Annotated in this window: 13 protein-coding genes; 8 read left to right on the top strand and 5 right to left on the bottom strand. The window is 70.0% G+C overall.

Going from position 1 to position 17,597, the window contains the following annotated elements; genetic code table 11:
* Nucleotides 1-39: 39 nt before the first annotated feature.
* A complete protein-coding gene (gene dusB, locus ACZ7M2_RS04350; RefSeq protein ID WP_352046116.1) occupies nt 40-1,206 on the top strand; it encodes a tRNA dihydrouridine synthase DusB in 1,167 nt (388 codons plus the stop codon).
* Nucleotides 1,207-1,248: 42 nt separating this feature from the next.
* Here the strand turns inward: dusB and ACZ7M2_RS04345 are convergent, their stop codons facing one another.
* Nucleotides 1,249-3,186, bottom strand: a complete 1,938-nt coding sequence (locus tag ACZ7M2_RS04345; RefSeq protein ID WP_471594070.1) for an amylo-alpha-1,6-glucosidase — start codon at nt 3,184-3,186, stop codon at nt 1,249-1,251.
* Complete coding sequence (locus ACZ7M2_RS04340; RefSeq protein ID WP_471594069.1) at nt 3,183-5,051, bottom strand: MGH1-like glycoside hydrolase domain-containing protein; 1,869 nt, start codon at nt 5,049-5,051, stop codon at nt 3,183-3,185. Before ACZ7M2_RS04340 ends, ACZ7M2_RS04345 begins: the two co-directional genes overlap by 4 nt.
* Before the next feature lie 128 nt (nt 5,052-5,179).
* Here ACZ7M2_RS04340 and ACZ7M2_RS04335 point away from each other — a divergent pair, with 128 nt between their 5' ends.
* The 3 genes from ACZ7M2_RS04335 (at nt 5,180) to ACZ7M2_RS04325 (ending at nt 10,867) form a co-directional block, all read left to right on the top strand.
* Nucleotides 5,180-6,472 (top strand): ROK family transcriptional regulator, encoded by a 1,293-nt coding sequence (locus ACZ7M2_RS04335; RefSeq protein WP_471594519.1) that lies wholly within the window; start codon nt 5,180-5,182, stop codon nt 6,470-6,472.
* A 453-nt stretch (nt 6,473-6,925) separates the two neighbouring features.
* Nucleotides 6,926-9,676: a pyruvate, phosphate dikinase gene (gene ppdK / locus ACZ7M2_RS04330; RefSeq protein WP_352046114.1), complete on the top strand. Its 2,751-nt coding sequence runs from the start codon at nt 6,926-6,928 to the stop codon at nt 9,674-9,676.
* A gap of 582 nt (nt 9,677-10,258) precedes the next feature.
* Nucleotides 10,259-10,867: a CAP domain-containing protein gene (locus ACZ7M2_RS04325; protein WP_471594068.1), complete on the top strand. Its 609-nt coding sequence runs from the start codon at nt 10,259-10,261 to the stop codon at nt 10,865-10,867.
* Nucleotides 10,868-10,884: 17 nt separating this feature from the next.
* Here ACZ7M2_RS04325 and ACZ7M2_RS04320 read toward each other — a convergent pair whose 3' ends face one another.
* Nucleotides 10,885-11,334, bottom strand: a complete 450-nt coding sequence (locus ACZ7M2_RS04320) for a hypothetical protein (protein WP_471594067.1) — start codon at nt 11,332-11,334, stop codon at nt 10,885-10,887.
* A gap of 359 nt (nt 11,335-11,693) precedes the next feature.
* Between ACZ7M2_RS04320 and ACZ7M2_RS04315 the strand changes: the two genes are divergently transcribed.
* The 4 genes from ACZ7M2_RS04315 to ACZ7M2_RS04300 all read left to right on the top strand — a co-directional run bounded on the left by ACZ7M2_RS04315 (nt 11,694) and on the right by ACZ7M2_RS04300 (nt 16,119).
* The gene (locus ACZ7M2_RS04315) at nt 11,694-12,104 is read left to right on the top strand and encodes a hypothetical protein (RefSeq protein ID WP_471594066.1); all 411 of its coding nucleotides are present in this window, start codon (nt 11,694-11,696) and stop codon (nt 12,102-12,104) included.
* Between the two features lie 104 nt (nt 12,105-12,208).
* Entirely contained in the window at nt 12,209-12,859 is a 651-nt protein-coding gene (locus ACZ7M2_RS04310) for an ABC transporter ATP-binding protein (protein ID WP_352046247.1), read from the top strand.
* A complete protein-coding gene (locus ACZ7M2_RS04305) occupies nt 12,856-15,141 on the top strand; it encodes an FtsX-like permease family protein (protein WP_471594065.1) in 2,286 nt (761 codons plus the stop codon). The genes ACZ7M2_RS04310 and ACZ7M2_RS04305 overlap by 4 nt, the downstream gene beginning before the upstream one ends.
* A gap of 42 nt (nt 15,142-15,183) precedes the next feature.
* Entirely contained in the window at nt 15,184-16,119 is a 936-nt protein-coding gene (locus tag ACZ7M2_RS04300; protein WP_471594064.1) for an oxidoreductase, read from the top strand.
* Nucleotides 16,120-16,153: 34 nt separating this feature from the next.
* On the opposite strand, the gene ACZ7M2_RS04295 is transcribed toward ACZ7M2_RS04300, so the two are convergent.
* Both ACZ7M2_RS04295 and ACZ7M2_RS04290 read right to left on the bottom strand, forming a co-directional pair.
* Nucleotides 16,154-16,924 carry an SDR family NAD(P)-dependent oxidoreductase gene (locus ACZ7M2_RS04295; protein ID WP_471594063.1) on the bottom strand — a complete coding sequence of 257 codons (771 nt, stop codon included), beginning with the start codon at nt 16,922-16,924 and terminating at the stop codon, nt 16,154-16,156.
* A 66-nt stretch (nt 16,925-16,990) separates the two neighbouring features.
* Entirely contained in the window at nt 16,991-17,575 is a 585-nt protein-coding gene (locus tag ACZ7M2_RS04290) for a TetR/AcrR family transcriptional regulator (RefSeq protein ID WP_471594062.1), read from the bottom strand.
* Nucleotides 17,576-17,597 lie beyond the last annotated feature (22 nt).

The raw sequence follows: 17,597 nt of genomic DNA, 5'->3' as shown, positions 1-17,597 counted from the left end.
ACAGTCATCGCACCCGTCCGCGTACGCGACAATGGGGGAATGTCCACGACCGCCCTCGCCCCCGCCGCCCTCGCCGCTTCCCCGTTGTCGATCGGCCCCCACACGGTCCAGCCGCCCGTCGTCCTCGCCCCCATGGCCGGGATCACGAACGCGCCGTTCCGCACGCTGTGCCGCGAGTTCAGCGGCGGCAAGGGCCTGTTCGTCAGCGAGATGATCACCACGCGGGCGCTGGTCGAGCGCAACGAGAAGACCATGCAGCTGATCCACTTCGACGCGACCGAGAAGCCGCGCTCGATCCAGCTGTACGGCGTGGACCCGGCGACCGTCGGCAAGGCCGTCCGCATGATCGCGGAGGAGGGCCTCGCCGACCACATCGACCTGAACTTCGGCTGCCCCGTCCCGAAGGTCACCCGCAAGGGCGGCGGCTCCGCCCTCCCCTACAAGCGCAATCTCCTGCGGGCGATCCTGCGCGAGGCCGTCAGCGGGGCGGGCGACCTCCCGGTGACGATGAAGATGCGCAAGGGCATCGACGACGACCACATGACGTTCCTCGACGCCGGACGGATCGCCGTCGAGGAGGGCGTCACCGCCATCGCCCTGCACGGCCGCACCGCCGCCCAGCACTACGGCGGCACGGCCGACTGGGACGCCATCGCGCGCCTCAAGGAGCATGTGCCGGAGATCCCCGTCCTCGGCAACGGCGACATCTGGTCGGCGGAGGACGCGCTGCGGATGGTGCGCGAGACCGGCTGCGACGGGGTCGTGGTCGGGCGCGGCTGCCTCGGCAGGCCGTGGCTGTTCGGCGACCTGGTGGCCGCCTTCGAGGGGCGCCAGGACGCCTACGCCCGCCCGACCCTGCGCGAGGTCGCGGCCGTCATGGTCCGCCACGCCACCCTGCTCGGCGAGTGGATCGGCGACGAGGCGCGCGGCGTCATCGACTTCCGCAAGCACGTGGCCTGGTACCTGAAGGGCTTCGCGGTCGGCTCCGAAATGCGCAAGCGGCTCGCGATCACGTCGTCCCTCGCCGAACTCTCGGACGGCCTCGCCGAGTTGGACCTCGACCAGCCCTGGCCCACGGGCGCGGACGGGCCCCGCGGCCGCACGTCCGGCAACAACAGGGTCGTCCTGCCGGACGGCTGGCTCAAGGACCCGTACGACTGCGCGGGCATCGGCGAGGACGCGGAACTGGACACGTCCGGGGGCTGACTCTTCTGCCGGGGGCCGGGGGCCAGGAGGCCGGGGGTTCCCTCAAGCGCCCCCGACCGCCGTGAGCAACGCCAGCGGCGCCGCCGCCGAACGGGACTCCCGTACGCACGCGTGCGGATAAGGCACCGGCTCCCCGTGTGTCTCGCGGCCGTACCCCGCGAGGACCTCCGGCAGACGGTGGCCGCCGACCGTGGCGGCGTCGACGAGCGCGTGGGCGACCGTCCGGGCCTCGTCGTGCAGGCCGTAGCGGGCCAGCCCCAGCGTGATCAGCGCGTTGTCGTGCGGCCAGACCGAACCGCGGTGGTACGACATCGGGTGGTACGCCGGCTGACCGGCGGCCAGGGTACGCACTCCCCAGCCGGAGAAGAAGTCCGGCTCCAGCAGGCGGTGGCCGACCAGTTCGCCGTACTCCTTGTCGAGCAGCCCCGACCACAGCAGATGCCCGGCGTCCGAGGCGAGGGCGTCGACCTGACGGCCGTCACCGTCCAACGCCAGTGCGGGGAAAGCGTGTTCACTCATCCAGAAGTCCCGCTGGAAACGGTCACGGAGGTCGCCCGCCGCCTGTTCGAGCAGAGCGGCGTAGACCTCGTCGCCCCAGACCGTACGGGCCAGGTGGGCGGTGCGGCGCAGCGCGTCGTACGCGTATCCCTGCGCGCCCGCGGCCATCACCGGCCCACTGGGACGGCTCCCGTCGGCGGAGCAGATCGCGCCGGGGGAGTCCTTCCAGTTCTGGTTGGCGAGGCCGCCGCCGTCCGCTCGGTAGACGAGATAGCCGACGGAGGTCAGACCGCCGTGGTCCAGCATCCAGCCGATCGCCGCCCGGGCGTTGGCCTCCAGCCGCCGGGCCAGGGCCGGGTCACCCGTCTGCTCGGTGTACGCGCCGAGCAGCACCAGGAACAGCGGCGTCGCGTCCACCGATCCGTAGTACCGCCCGTACGGCACCTGCCCGAAGTGCGCCAGCTCGCCGTGCCGCACCTCGTGCACGATCTTGCCGGGCTGGGCGACCGCACCCGCTCCCATCTCGACCGCCTGCGTCGCGGCGAGCGCGGGCAGCGTGGCGGCGGCGAGCTCGGGGCGGTAGGGGAGCGCGAACAGCGAGGTCAGCAGGGCGTCGCGGCCCAGGAGTGTGAGGAACCACGGCACTCCGGCCGCCGGCACCCGCAGCTCCTCGCCGTCCGGGCCCGTCGCCGGGACCTGGAGCACCGCGAGATCGGACAGCCCGCGCGCACAGGCCGCGGCCAGCTCAGGCCAGCCGGTCGGGAAGGGCACGCCGTCCGCGAACTCACCCTCCAGCGCCAGGAGTTGTTCATTCGCCGCGGAAGGTGAGGCGGGCACCTCCGGGTCCTTCAGCGCCCCGTGCGGACGGGCCGCCACGCGCAGCGCAAGCTCCGCCGAGGCGTGCGGTTCGAGGTCCAGGGTCCACACGAGGCGACGGGCGCCGGTGCCGGTCTCCTCGACCCCGTCCGGCGGCGGCTCGGAGGTGACCGTCGTGCAGGACCGCCACTCCCCGCGCTGGTAGCTGAACTCCACCCCGTCATCGAGGACCTGACGCCCCCGTACGGCGCCGATCTTGGCGTACGTACGGTGGTCGGAGCGCAGCTCGAACTGGTCCGTGAAGTCGACGTCCATGGTCAGCGCGATGCGCACGCTCGTGGGCGACGGGCGGTTGCTGGTGACGCGCAGCGCCTCCACGAACGCGCCGTCGGTGACGGCCTGTTCACGGAAGACCGTGTACGCGGGCGGTTCGTTGCGCCCGCCGCGCGGGACGAGCACACAGCGCGCCGTGTCGCCGTCCGCGACCGGCGTCAGCGCCTCGGGCACCGCGCCGTCGACGGTCAGCTGCCAGCGGCTGAGGTGCCGGGCATCCCGTACGAATAACCCGTCCGGGGAGCTGCCGCCGCGCACCCCGCTGATGTCCCCGCCGTCGCCCACGGCGGCGAACGTTCCACCGTGCACGAGCAGATGATGCCGGTCCGTCATCCCCGGTCCCCTCCATTGGCGCCCGTCTCGAATGAACTGTGTGTCGTGTGTGGCGCGTGTGGCGTGTGTGATGCGTGCGATGTGTGTGGCGGCGTGCCCTGTGCCTTGTCGAACGCGCGGCGCCCCGGATGGGACACGACTTGCGTCGACCGATCCGCCTGGTCGGCTCGCGCGGGCTCGTGCAGCAGGTCGAGCGTCAGCGCGGCCGTCCAGCTGAAGCCGAGCGCGCCGCAGGCCTCGCCGGTGTACGGATCCACGTACTCCGCGAACCCGGACGTGTCCGCCGTCTCCAGCAGCGCCGCCCGCAACTCCTCCGCGCGCCCGTGCTCCCCGTGCAGCCGCAGCCCGCGCTCCAGCAGCCAGTTCGTGTTGAACCACGCCGGGCCGCGCCAGTAGCGGTGCGGGTCGAAGGCGTGCCCGGTCAGGTCGTAACTCGGCGCCAGCCGGGCGACCCCGCCGAGCCCGAAGTGCGGCCCGCCCGCCGTGCGGACCAGGGTGGCGGCGATGTCGCGGGGGAGTGCGGGGAGGATGAGCGGGAGCAGTCCGGCCACGCTGCGCTCGGGGATGAGCGTCCCGGCGCGAGAGCGCTGCTCCGAAGCGAGAGCGCCGCTCTGGCGAGAGCGTCGCTCCGAAGCGTGAGCACCGCTCTCGGCGGAGCGCTGCTCCGGTGCGAGAGCACCGCTCCGAGAGCCTCGCTCCGACCCGTGAGCACCGCTCCCGGAAGAGCGCCGCTCCGAGGCGAGATCGCCGCTCTCAGGAGAGCGCCGCTCCGGACCAAGAGCACCGCTCTCGCCCCCGTCGCGGGCATCCCCGCCGTACGACTCCCCACCGCCCCCGTCCCCGCCGTACACATCCCGGCAGAAGAACATCCCCTCCGTCGGGTCCCACAGGCGCTCCACCAGCGCCGCCGTCAACCGTTCCGCGCGGGCGTGCCGCGCCGTCCCCGCCGCGCCCAGTTCCTGCGCGATCGCGGCGAGCGCGTGCTCGGAGGCGATCAGCAGCGCGTTGAACGCCGGGTCCTCGACGGCGAACTCGCTGGCGCCGTCGGCGTACCCGCCGTCCCGGTAGTCCGTCGCGAGTCGCACGTACCGGCCGTAGTCGAGGTCCGTCGGCCGGTCCTCCGCGGACCCGTGGTCGAGGTCGGCGCGGCGGAAGGAGCGCGGCGCGGCCGGGGTGACACGGCTGAGCGGGGCGTCCCAGCACGGGCTGTTGTCCATGCCCTGCTCCCACGGGTGGACCACGGAGGCGAGCCCGCCGCCGCCCAGGTCCCGCCGGTGCAGCAGATAGCGGTGCCAGGCGGCCAGCCGGGGATACATCCGGGAGAGAAAGGAACGCGACCGGGACAGCCCCGGGTCGGCCTGGTGCACCAGCCAGGCGGCGAGCGCGTGCACCGGTGGCTGCACGATGCCCGACGTCTGTACGGTGCGCGGGGCGCCCGCAGCGCGCCCCGCGGTCGAGGAGCGCCAGAAGTCGGGGCTCGGGAAGTAGGCGTCGAGCGGGACGGAGGGGTTGAAGACGATGTGCGGGATCCGGCCGTCACCCCATTGGGCGCCGAGCAGCGTCTCCAGTTCCGTCTGTGCCCTCAAGGGGGACAGGTGGCGCAGGCCGATCGCGATGAAGGCGGAGTCCCAGGACCACTGGTGCGGATACAGGCCGTGCGAGGGAACCGTGGACGTTCCCGTCCAGTTGTCTTCGAGTACTCGGGCGGCCCTGAGGTGCAGCGACCCGGCGGGCCGGTCGGGATCGTATACGTGCGCGCCGGAGTGGGTGATCTCGTGCGAGCCGGGCGGAGCGGGGGAACCCGAGGTGCGCGCGGGGGTGGTGGTCCCCGTGCGGCGGATGGTGAGTTGGGTTGTGCTGTCCACTCAGGTCTCCCCGAAGACGTCCGGCCGATCGGTTCGGCACTAGGTACCGTAGGGTTACGTCTATTTAACACGCAAAACTCAATATGTAATGCAGAGTTGGTGAACGCAAGGGGTTGGGCATGACAGGCATGGCGGGGACGGCGGGAAGGGCGGCGAAGGCCATGAGGGCCGGGCATCAGGCAAGCGCCGGGGAGCTGCTCGAACTGGTGCGCAGCGGGCGTGCCACGACGCGCGGCGCGCTGCAGCAGGCCACCGGTCTGTCGCGGGCCACTGTCGGCCAGCGCCTCGACCGGCTTTTCCGTGCGGGCTGGCTGCGCGAGGGCGCGGGCGGCCCGGTGGACTCCCCTCAGGGCGGCCGGCCCTCGATCACCCTCGAGTTCGACGACGAACACGCCGTCGTCCTCGCCGCCGATCTCGACACCCGGCACGGCCGGGCCGCCGTCCTCTCGCTGAGCGGCGAGATCCAGGCCGAGCACCACGGAGGCCTGCGCATCGAGGACGGCCCGGACGCCGTGCTGGGCGAACTCGGCCGCTGGTTCGCCGAGCTGCTGGAGAAGGCCGGGCAGCGCGCGGACGCGGTGTGCGGGATCGGGATCGCGGTGCCGGGCCCGGTCGACACCGACACCGGCAGGGTGGTGCAACCGCCGATCATGCCCGGCTGGGACGGCTACGACATACGCGGGCGTCTGGGACGTGCCTTCGCCGAGCACGCCGGCCTCAAGAGCGCCGGTGGTGCCGGTAGCGCCGGTGGTGCCACGGGCGCCGGGGTCACCAGGAGCGGCGCCCTGATCCCCGTACTCGTCGACAACGACGCCAACCTCATGGCGTACGGGGAGCAGCGCACCGGTTATCCGGACTGTTCGGCGTTCGCCCTGGTCAAGGTCTCCACCGGTATCGGTGCGGGCATGGTCGTCGGCGGCTCCATCTACCGGGGCGTCGACGGGGGCGCCGGGGACATCGGGCACATCCGGGTGGGCGCGGACGCGCTGTGCCGGTGCGGTTCGTACGGCTGTCTGGCCGCCGTCGCGAGCGGTGGCGCGGTGGCGCGCAGACTCGCCGAGTCCGGCGTACCGGCCACCTCCGGATCGGATGTGCGCGACCTGCTGACCGCCGGGCACCCGGAGGCGATGGCGCTGGCGCGGGAGGCGGGGCGCCAGGTCGGGGACGTACTCGCGACGGTGGTGACCCTGCTGAATCCCGGCGTTCTGATGATCGCCGGGGATCTGGCCGGAACCCCGTTCCTCACGGGTGTGCGTGAGCTGCTGTACCAGCGGGCGCTGCCGCGTTCGACCGCTCATCTGGACGTGGTGACCTCGCGGCTCGGGGAGCGGGCGGGGCTGGTGGGGGCCGGTGCGCTGGTCGTGGAGTACCTGTACGCGCCGGAGCGGGCGGAAGAACGGCTGGCGGCGCTGGGTGTGTGACGCCTGTGTGACGCACAGGGGTGGCGGGGTGTGTGACATCCGTGTGTCGCGTTCGCGTCGCGTCCACCTCGTGGTCCGCATGATGAAATTCAGGACGTCTTCACCGCGTGATTCTCGCCACCCTTGATAGGGGTGGCGCTCAGATGAGCGGATCTTGAGCGACTGCACTTCCCTAAGGGGTGGCACTCAGTGCCACCCCTTGATCGTTCATCGATTAAACTCAGGCGTGTCGGTGGCCGCTCATCTGAGCGTATACTTCTACCTGAGGGGGTTGATTCGTTCAAGAAGTGAAAACATCTCCCCGTGACCGCTTGCCAAGGCTTGACTTTCAATCGAGTGGCGGACGGGTGGTTACAGGCGCATGACGTGCAAGTAGACGTACCCAGGCGCCTTCGATCTGGGTATGTTCCTCGCCGTCAGGGCAGCCACCGCGACGTCGAGGAGTCGAGACTCGTGTCGGAAAACAAAGATCCCCATGTAGCCGAGAGCGGCGACAGCGGCGTTGAGGGGACGAAGTTCGTTTACGACTTCACCGAAGGCAACAGGGACCTCAAGGACCTCCTCGGTGGCAAGGGTGCGAACCTCGCCGAGATGACCAACCTGGGCCTTCCCGTCCCTCCGGGCTTCACCATCACCACCGAGGCGTGCAAGACCTATCTCGGCAGCGGCGAGGAGCCGGCGGCACTGCGTGACGAGGTGAGCGCGCACCTCGAGGCCCTCGAAGCGGCGATGGGCAAGAAGCTCGGCCAGGCCGACGATCCCCTCCTCGTATCCGTCCGTTCCGGTGCGAAGTTCTCCATGCCGGGCATGATGGACACCGTGCTGAACATCGGCCTCTCCGACAAGTCGGTCCAGGGCCTGGCCAAGCAGGCCGGCGACGACCGCTTCGCGTGGGACTCGTACCGCCGCCTGATCCAGATGTTCGGCAAGACGGTCCTCGGCGTCGACGGCGAGCTCTTCGAGGACGCGCTGGACGCGGCGAAGGCGGCCAAGAAGGTCACGGTCGACACGGAGCTGGAGGCCGCGGACCTCAAGAAGCTGGTCACCAAGTTCAAGAGGATCGTCAAGACCGAGGCCGGCCGGGACTTCCCGCAGGACCCGCGCGACCAGATGGACCTCGCGATCCACGCGGTCTTCGACTCCTGGAACACCGACCGCGCCAAGCTCTACCGCCGCCAGGAGCGCATCCCGCACGACCTCGGCACCGCGGTCAACGTCTGTTCGATGGTCTTCGGCAACCTCGGCCCCGACTCGGGCACGGGTGTGGCGTTCACACGCGACCCCGCATCCGGCCACCAGGGCGTGTACGGCGACTACCTCCAGAACGCCCAGGGCGAGGACGTGGTCGCGGGCATCCGCAACACGGTCCCGCTCGCCGAGCTGGAGTCGATCGACAAGAAGTCGTACGACCAGCTGATGCAGATCATGGAGACCCTGGAGAACCACTACAAGGATCTCTGCGACATCGAGTTCACCATCGAGCGCGGCCAGCTGTGGATGCTCCAGACCCGCGTCGGCAAGCGCACGGCCGGTGCGGCCTTCCGTATCGCCACGCAGCTGGTGGACCAGGGCCTGATCGACGAGGCGGAGGCCCTCCAGCGTGTGACGGGCGCCCAGCTCGCGCAGCTGATGTTCCCGCGCTTCGACGACCAGGCGAAGGTCGACCAGATCGGCCGGGGCATCGCCGCGTCGCCGGGCGCTGCGGTCGGCAAGGCGGTCTTCGACTCGTACACCGCGATCAAGTGGTCGCGTTCGGGCGAGAAGGTCATCCTGATCCGCCGTGAGACCAACCCCGACGACCTGGACGGCATGATCGCGGCCGAGGGCATCCTGACCTCGCGTGGCGGCAAGACCTCGCACGCCGCCGTCGTGGCGCGCGGCATGGGCAAGACGTGCGTGTGCGGCGCCGAGGAGCTCGAGGTCGACACCAAGCGGCGCCGTATGACGGCCCCGGGCGGAGTGGTCATCGAGGAGGGTGACGTCGTCTCGATCGACGGCTCGACGGGCAAGGTCTACCTGGGCGAGGTCCCGGTCGTGCCCTCCCCGGTCGTCGAGTACTTCGAGGGCCGGATGCACGCGGGCGCCGACGACGCGGACGAGCTGGTCGCCGCCGTCCACCGGATCATGGCGTACGCGGACCGGGTCCGCCGCCTGCGCGTCCGCGCCAACGCGGACAACGCGGAGGACGCCCTCCGTGCCCGCCGCTTCGGCGCGCAGGGCATCGGCCTGTGCCGCACCGAGCACATGTTCCTCGGTGACCGGCGCGAACTGGTCGAGCGCCTGATCCTGGCCGACACGGAGGCGGAGCGCGAGGACTCCCTCAAGGAGCTCCTGCCCCTCCAGAAGCGGGACTTCGTCGAACTCTTCGAGGCGATGGACGGCCTCCCGGTGACGATCCGTCTCCTGGACCCGCCGCTGCACGAGTTCCTGCCGGACGTGACCGAACTGTCCGTCCGGGTGGCACTGGCCGAGTCGCGCGGCGACGCCAACGAGAACGACCTGCGCCTGCTCCAGGCCGTGCACCGCCTGCACGAGCAGAACCCGATGCTGGGTCTGCGCGGCGTACGTCTCGGCCTGGTCATCCCCGGCTTGTTCACCATGCAGGTACGGGCGATCGCGGAGGCGGCGGCCGAGCGCAAGAACGCCAAGGGCGACCCGCGGGCCGAGATCATGATCCCCCTCGTCGGTACGGTCCAGGAGCTGGAGATCGTCCGCGAGGAGGCCGACCAGGTCATCGCGGAGGTGCAGGCGGCCGCCGGCACGAACCTCAGGCTCGCCATCGGCACGATGATCGAACTCCCGCGGGCCGCCCTGACCGCCGGTCAGATCGCCGAGGCCGCCGAGTTCTTCTCCTTCGGTACGAACGACCTCACGCAGACCGTCTGGGGCTTCTCCCGGGACGACGTGGAGGCGAGCTTCTTCACCGCGTACCTGGAGAAGGGGATCTTCGGCGTCTCCCCCTTCGAGACCATCGACAAGGACGGCGTGGGTTCCCTGGTGAAGTCGGCCGTGCAGGCCGGCCGCGCCACCCGCCCCGACCTGAAGCTCGGCGTCTGCGGCGAACACGGCGGCGACCCCGAGTCCGTCCACTTCTTCCACGAGGTGGGACTGGACTACGTGTCCTGCTCCCCCTTCCGGATCCCGGTGGCACGCCTGGAGGCGGGCCGCGCGGCGTCGACGGCGAAGGGCAGCGACCACCGCTAGCCTGCCGGAACTCCGGAGCCGCCGACGGTCGACCCTGACCCTCACCGACGGCCGACGGCTCCGGCGTACGAAAGAAACGGGGCGGCACCTTGTGCGGAGGTGCCGCCCCGTCGTGCATCATCCACATTCCGGTGCGGGACCTACGTTATTCCGGTGCGGGACCTTCGTTCTGCTTGTTCTCCGGACGCCCGCCCCGGCCCTCCAGCCAGACCGGCACCGGCATCGAGGCACGGACCTGGGCCCACTCCGCGTCGGTCATGTCGGTGGGACAGCACGCACGACAGACACTCTCGTCGATCGCCCCGCACTGGTGGACGTAGCAGTCGCACGCCAGGGTGGCTGAAGTGGCACCGACCGGATCGGAAATGGTGCACTGGAACAGCAACGGGCCCTCTTGGGAAGGGAGTTGGTCGACAACCTCATCTCTGCCAAGAGGCCCGGCGGCTGAGGGCCGAGGCCAGGGAGAAGGACGAGCGCATCCGCGAGCGGCACGCCCGCCCCGCGGCCCCGGATGGCGACGGGCCAGGGCCGATGGCAGCCTGGATGACAACACCGTTCGTGTTCGCAGGAGGTGGAGTATCCGTGCAAAGTCACATGTCGCGCACCGGAAAACTGCTGAGCACTGCCGCGGCTGCCGCCCTGTCGGCCACGCTCTTCCCTGTCGTGACGGCTCCGCCCGCGGCTGCCGTGACCTGCGACCAGGCCGCCGCCAACCGGGCCCCGACTGCCGGGACGGTCACCCAGGCGAGGGCTGCCGTGATGTGCCTGATCAACGCGCAGCGCACACAGCGCGGGCTGCCTTCCCTCACCATTAGCCAGGCCCTGACGAACGCGGCCCAGCAGCATGCTGTCGCGGCCGTCCAGCTGAAGTGGTGGGGACCGGGCAAGGACCCGCACCGCAACCCCCAAACCGGCTCGACACCGCAGAGCCGCATCCAGGCGGCCGGATACTGTCCCAACCCCCGCTCGTGGGAGTTCAACGAGATCACGTACACCGGGTGGGGCGGATCGGGAACTCCGCAGGCCGCCGTCAACTGGTGGATGAACAGCCCCGCCCACCGCGCCATCATCCTCAAGCCGTCGCTGCGCGAGATAGGCCCGTGGGCCCAGCCCGGCTCGGCGGACCGGGCCGGGGCCTCGTCGCCCACCGCCGGCACCTACGTCGTGACGTTCGGACGCTGCCAGCGGTGAATCCCCCATCGGGGTCTCTACGTGCCCCGTGAGGGGCGGCAGATGCTGAGTTCCCAGTTCAGGGTGTTGGTCATACAACCCTGTGCGGAGGTGCCGCCCCGTCGTCGTGCGACCAGGCACAGCCGTACGAAGCCGTCGAGCCGTCCGTACGGCGCCGCACTCAACTCGGCCTCGCCGCCACCGGCGCGGGCCGGCCGCTGCAGCAGGTCTCGACCGGGGCCGTACCGCCCTTGGGCGCATCGGGGGCGCGCGGAGCCGGTCGCAGCGCGTTCGACAGCAGGTCGTCGAGGATCTGCTCGACGGCCGCGTGCACCGCACGCACAGTTACCGCCGTACCGCTCCAACAGCGGCCAGGCCCGGTGCCGTTCGACGCCGACCGCGTCCAGGTCGAGGAGTTCACTGCGCAGCGGCGGGGTGCGGGTGCGGGTGCTGATGCCGGGGTCGGGGAACGCGTCGACGGCGGACATGGCCGGGACCGGGACGGCCCCGGAGCCCTTCGCCCGCGAGGATCCCCGCACCGCACCACCACCCCGTCGCCCTGTTTCCTCCGCCTCCGCGGGGGTCTGGGCCCAGGCTGAGGCGTCGTCGACTCCGGTGCCGGGCCACACCGCCGAACGGTTCTATCCCGAGACCCAGCCCTTCTCGAACGACTACGCAACGCCCTGACACCGGGCGACGAGGTCGGCGCCCGCTCGCGCTTCTCGTGCTTCCGGATCACCTGATGGGATGGCGATTCGTAGGCCAAAGGATTCAGCACGTTACTGATCCATTACCTTCTGTAACTCCTGGGGGCCGGTGGGGTCGTTGGGAGGCAGAGAGGTGAGAGATGAAGACGGCGATGGTTGGCGTGGTGGCGGCCGGGGTGTTTCTCGTCGGGGCAGGGACGTCGATGGCGGGGGCTTGGCACGAGCTGCCCCGGATGAAGCCGACGGGTGCGCAATTCGGCCAGGGGCAGTACAGGTTCAACGCGGCAGCCCAGAACCATGGCGCCTTCGAATGGGCCGGGCAGCTCAAGGATGCCCTGCCCGATGACAACAACAACGTCTACATGCAGGTTCGCGTCGAAGGGCACGACTGGGTTCGCTACAACGGGAAGCAACGACAGACAGTGTTCTTGCACCACTCCAACTGGGACGGAGCTCAGCAGTACACGGACGACGCGGATCTGCGTGCCTGTCGCGATCGAGGCTCCCTCCGGCCGGACAACTGCTCCCCGACGCGGCACTTCAGGCCGTAGGCGGACTGTCCGACGCCCAGGACCCGGGCGCAGGTCCGGGTCCTTTCCTTTCCGCTCTCCTGGAGGCTCAAATCACTACGCCAGAAGTCCTGTTGGCCAGAGGAATCGACCTCTTTTATGGGCAGTCGCACGCAGTCAGGGGCGCGTCCATTGCAATCAGCCAGGGCGAGGTCGTGGCCATCACGGGACAGAGCGGCTCGGGCAAGTCGTCCCTCCTGTATTGCCTGGCAGGAGTATTGCCCGTTGCAGGCGGCGAGATCCGCTTCGAAGGACTCCCGCTGTGCGCACTCGACGACGACGAACTCAGCGCCCTGCGCCGTGACCGTTTCGGATTTGTCTTCCAGCACGGGGAGTTGCTGCCCGAGCTGACTGTGGAGGAGAACGCCGCTCTGCCACTGAGGCTGGCCGGGCAGCGCAAGGCCACGGCGCTCGCGGCCGCTGGGGAGGTATTGGGACGGCTTGGGCTCGCCGAACTACGGGAGCGGCGCCCCTCACAGGTGTCGGGCGGTCAGAACCAGCGGGTCGCCGTAGCACGCGCCCTCGTACATCGGCCGACTGTGGTCTTCGCCGATGAGCCGACTGGATCGCTCGACAGCGCCAACGCCGCCACCGTACTGGAGGAATTCCTGGCCCTCGCGAGGTCGCAGGGCACGGCGGTCGTCCTCGTCACCCACGACCCGAAGGTCGCGGCCCGCGCGGACAGCCGCTACACGATGTCCGACGGTGTGCTCGCCCGAGAACAGGACGTGACATGAAGGAACTCCTTCTGGGGCTGCGGCTGTTGCTCGGCAGCGGGGGCGGCAACCGTGCACGATTCGTGCTCATGGCGGTGGGTGGCTCGCTCGGTGTGTGCTGTCTGGCCATCGTGCTCGCCATCCCCGGAATCCTCGCAGCGCAGGACGGGCGTATCGCGGGACGGCAGCCGGTCGTCCCACGGGATCAGTCCGGTCAGAGGATCAACGACGGCTATCCGCTGATTCTCAGCCGCACTGACCCGTATGGCTCCGTCCCCCTCACCCGGATCTTCATCGCGCGTGGGACGAAGTCGATCGAGCCGCCGCCCGGTCTGAAGTCGCTGCCACGAGACGGCCAGGTGTTCGTTTCTCCCCGCCTGCATCGCCTACTGCGAGGCCAACCGGCGTTGGCTCGGCGTTTTCCGGGCAAGGAAGCGGGGCTGATCGGAGCCCAAGGGCTGGCTCGTCCGAATGAACTCGTCGCGTACGCGGGCATGAGCCGCGCCGAACTGTCCGAGGGGTATCCCGTGAAGCAATGGGGTGCCGACTATGCGCCGGATCCCACGGTGGAGTCCTCCGCACTCGACATCATTCGCTTCACGATGGCCGGAGTCGTGCTGCTCCCCCTCGCAGTCTTCCTCTCCGTGTGCGCACGCCTCTCCGCTGCAGAACGGACACGCCGATTGGCCGCCCTCCGCCTGTTGGGGCTGAGCAGGAAGGGCACTCAACGGGTGAACGCCGCAGAGACGGTCGCGGCGGCCGGCGTGGGCGCTGTTCTGGGTCTTGTCGAGTACGAGGTCGTGAATCAACTCGTCTCGCGAATCGGCCTGCCGGGGTTCAAGTGGTACCCAGCCGACGGGGCATTGTCTGCTACAACCCTTCTGGTGTGTCTCGTGGGCTGCCCGACACTCGCATGGTTCGTAGGCCGTGCCAGCGCCCGCAAGGCGGCGGCCAACCCGCTGGCAGTCCGGCGCACCGCAGTGGAGAAGCCGCCGTCGAGGTGGGGAATCCTGCCGTTGACCGCGGGGATGGGCATTCTGACCGGCTACTGCATCGCCGGAGCCACCGGGCATGCGCCTACGAGCACGGCACTGTCCTCGGTACTCGTGCCGTCGGCGGTCGTTCTGGTCGGCGTAGGGCTTGCTCTGTCGCTTCCCTTGCTGTCCAGGCTTCTGGCTCGACGGACAGCCCGCTCCACGCAGTCGCTCTCCCTCGGTCTTGCGATGCGGCGGAACGAAGCCGAGCCGGGTGGTGCGCTTCGGGTGGCGACGGGTCTCGTTCTGCTGGTCTTCGTGGCTTCTCTAGCACAAGGTGTGCTCATTGAGTTGGAGCAGGTCACCAAGAGCAACTCTCCCGTGCAGGTCTACGACATCATGTTTGGGGAGATCGACGCGTCTCAGCAGCACGCTCTCGAAGAGCTGCCAGGTCTGCGTGCACACTTCGTTGCTGTACAGGCGAAGTTCAGTGGCGGGGCGCCGACGGAACCGCGCGTCGACGCGGTGGTGGCCACATGCGACCAGTTGCGCAAGGCGGTGCCGTCGGTTGATGGGTGCGTAGACGGGCAGCCCCTGTGGCTGTGGGATTCCGCGCAGGTCCAGAACAATATCCGGGCGGGTGACACCGTCCACTACACCTTTCATGGCGGGCGGCACACTCGCGACCTGAAGCTCGCAGTGCCGTATAGGAAGGTCCGGTTCCACAACCCCGTGAACGCTCAGGTGGTCAATAGCGGAACGATCCTTCTGCCGCCCTCCATGGTGCCCCGGCACACCCGCCCGGAGGACGCCACCCTCAGCCTGATCAGCGGATCCGGTCCAGAAACCGTACGCCGTGTCCTCGACGCCATCGGTGGCGCAGCCCCCACCGTGCAGGTCGAGCCTCAGGGTCTGGCGGTCGAGGCGCTCCAACAGATCACCATCGTAAAAACCCTCCTCGCCGTAGGCATGATCCTCGGCCTGATCATCGGCGTAGCCGCCTACCTCGTCGCTGCCACCGACCGGGCCGTCGAGCGGCGGCCGCAGGTTACTGCGTTGGCCTTGTTGGGGGCGCGGGCGCGGACGTTGCGGGCTGTGCAGGTGGTGCAGGTGGTGTTGCCGTTGGCTGTGGGGTTGGTGTTGGCCGTGGTGGTGGGGAAGATGGCCGAGTCGAGCTATCTGGTCACCGGGGGTGGGGCCGTCTTCTGGGACGGGGGCGGGGTTCCGTTGCTGCTCGTGTGTGCTCTCGGGGTGCTGGTCGTCGCCGCCGTGGGCGCGTTGCCGCTTGTGGGGCGGAGGATTGATCCCGAGTTGATCCGGCGAGACTGAGCGTACGGTGAGTGACGAGCAGTGGTGGAGAGGGGTCTGGGCATGGCCGGGTGGAATGTGAGTGACATCCCTGATCAGCGTGGCCGTACGGCCGTCGTCACCGGGGCCAACAGCGGGATCGGGTTCGTCACGGCACGTGAGCTGGCGCGGCGTGGGGCGCGGGTGGTGCTCGCCTGTCGGAGCGAGGCGCGGGGGAGTGAGGCGGGGGACCGGATCACCTCCGAAGTGCCCGGCGCGGACGTGGAGTTCGTACGGCTGGACCTCGGGGATCTCGACTCCGTGGCGGAGTTCGCGGCGATGTTCGACCTTGTGTACGGCGAGCGGCTTGATCTTCTCGTCAACAACGCCGGGGTGATGGCTCTGCCGTTCGCGCGTACCTCCGATGGGTTCGAGACTCAGTTCGGGGTCAATCATCTGGGGCACTTCGCGCTCACGGGGCTGCTGCTTCCGGCGCTGCTCGCCACCCCGGGCGCCCGCGTCGTGACCGTGTCGAGCATGTTCCATGTGCTCGCCAATATCGACATCCGCGACCTCGACAGCGAGCGCGGCGGGTATCGGCGCTGGGTCGCCTACGGGCGGTCCAAGACCGCCAATCTTCTGTTCACCCACGAACTGGCGCGGCGGCTGGCCGTTGCCGGGTCCGACGTCGTCGCTGCCGCCGCTCACCCCGGGTACGCTTCCACCAACCTCCAGACCGCCGGGCCGAAGCTCGCGGGGCGCAAGGGCGCCGAGCGGGTCATGGAGATCGGGAACCGGCTCCTCGCGCAGAGCCCGGACGCCGGGGCCCTGCCCACGCTGTACGCCGCCACCGCGCCCGGTGTACGGCCCGACTCCTTCACCGGACCCTCGTTCGCGATGTGGCGCGGCGCGCCCGCGAGCTCCTGGCGGGCCGGGTGGACGCGTGACGACGCCGTCGGCGAGCGCCTCTGGAGCGCCTCCGAGCAGCTCACCGGCGTGACGTACGACGCTCTGAAGTGACCTGACTCCCGGCTCCCCGGCTCCCCGGTCCGCGTCAGAGGGCGCCTCCGCTGTCCACCACCAGGTCCGTGCCCACGACCGACGCCGCGTCGTCCGACGCCAGGTAGAGGACGGCCGCCGCCACCTCCTCGGTCTTCGACACGCGGCCCAGTGGCAGTTCGTGACGTGCCCGCTCCACCCGCTCGGCCTCCGACTCCCCCGGCCGCAGTGACATCGTGGTGGCGGAGGCGCCGGGGCTGACGACGTTGATCCTGACTCCGTCGGCGATGTGATCGAGGGCCGCGGCGCGGGACAGCGCGGTGACGGCGGCCTTGGCGGCGGCGTAGGCGGCGACGCCCGGACGCCGGGTGTGCAGGCCGATGGTGGAGGCGAGATTGACGATCGCGCCGCCGGACGGCTGCGTCCGCATCTGCCGGATCTCCGCCTGAAGGGCGAGGAACACGCCGGTGACGTTGATGTCCAGTTCGGCGTGCCAGTCGGCCTCCGGAAGGTCGGCCAACGGTGTTCCGCCGTGGAAGACGGCCGCGTTGTTCACCGCCACGTCCAGGGAGCCGAAACGGTCGACGGCCGCCTCGACGAGGGCGTGCACCTCGTCCGAGCGTGACACGTCCGCGATCACTGCCAGCGCCTTTCCGCCCTTGGCCTCGATCAGCGCGACCGTCGCGTCGAGCGATGCGGCGGTGCGGCCGGCGACGACCACCTGCGCGCCCTCCGCGGCGAACGCCAGGGCGGTGGTCCGGCCTATGCCGGATCCGGCGCCCGTGACGAGGGCCGTCTTTCCCGAGAAGCGTGTACGTGTGGTCATTCCGGATCCCCTTATTTGACCGATCGGTTCAGTATGAAGGCGTGCGTGGGCCTTGGGGCGTGGTCCTCAGTCGAATAGCGTCAGCGCCTGTTCCGCCGCGTCCTGGACCCGGGCCGGGTCCGCGGACGCCTTGCCCACCACCCGTAGGCCCTGCATCAGGACCAGCAGCATGCGGGCGAGGGCGAGCGGGTCGCGGTCGGCGGGCAGTTCGCCCTGGGCCTGCGCGCGGACCAGGGCCGAGTGCAGCAGGGTCTCGAGGTGGTCCCAGTTGTGCTCGACGCGGCGGGCCGCGGCCGTGTCGTGGGGTGCCAGTTCGGCGGCCGTGTTGGTGACGAAGCAGCCGCTCAGGCGCCTTCCCTCGGTCGCCGCCTCGGTCGCGAAGCGGCGTACCATCGCTCGTACGGCGGGCAGTGCGGGACCCGGCTGGGAGAGCTCCCGCAGGAGCTGCGGATTGCGCGCCTGCTGGTAGCGGTCCAGTGCCTTCAGGTACAGCTCGTGCTTGTTGCCGAAGGTCGCGTAGAGGCTGGCGCGGCCGACGCCGAGGTGTTCGACGAGGTCCGTCATGGATGTCGCCTCGTAGCCGCGCCGCCAGAACAGCTCCAAGGCCGACTGCAGCGCGGCGTCCGGGTCGAATTCCTTGGTCCTGGCCATGGGGTGACCGTAGGGCAATCGA

The organism is Streptomyces sp. NPDC111507 (assembly GCF_055638955.1).
This window is presented reverse-complemented; position numbering and strand designations above follow the sequence as displayed.

Bases quoted from the DNA above. Each gene is read 5' to 3' on its own strand.
- ACZ7M2_RS04290 (WP_471594062.1), bottom strand. From the start codon at position 17,575: ATGGCCAGGACCAAGGAATTCGACCCGGACGCCGCGCTGCAGTCGGCC.
- ACZ7M2_RS04335 (WP_471594519.1), top strand. From the start codon at position 5,180: ATGGCGGGGACGGCGGGAAGGGCGGCGAAGGCCATGAGGGCCGGGCAT.
- ACZ7M2_RS04295 (WP_471594063.1), bottom strand. From the start codon at position 16,924: ATGACCACACGTACACGCTTCTCGGGAAAGACGGCCCTCGTCACGGGC.
- ACZ7M2_RS04315 (WP_471594066.1), top strand. From the start codon at position 11,694: ATGAAGACGGCGATGGTTGGCGTGGTGGCGGCCGGGGTGTTTCTCGTC.
- dusB (WP_352046116.1), top strand. From the start codon at position 40: ATGTCCACGACCGCCCTCGCCCCCGCCGCCCTCGCCGCTTCCCCGTTG.
- ACZ7M2_RS04300 (WP_471594064.1), top strand. From the start codon at position 15,184: ATGGCCGGGTGGAATGTGAGTGACATCCCTGATCAGCGTGGCCGTACG.
- ACZ7M2_RS04345 (WP_471594070.1), bottom strand. From the start codon at position 3,186: ATGACGGACCGGCATCATCTGCTCGTGCACGGTGGAACGTTCGCCGCC.
- ACZ7M2_RS04320 (WP_471594067.1), bottom strand. From the start codon at position 11,334: ATGTCCGCCGTCGACGCGTTCCCCGACCCCGGCATCAGCACCCGCACC.
- ACZ7M2_RS04305 (WP_471594065.1), top strand. From the start codon at position 12,856: ATGAAGGAACTCCTTCTGGGGCTGCGGCTGTTGCTCGGCAGCGGGGGC.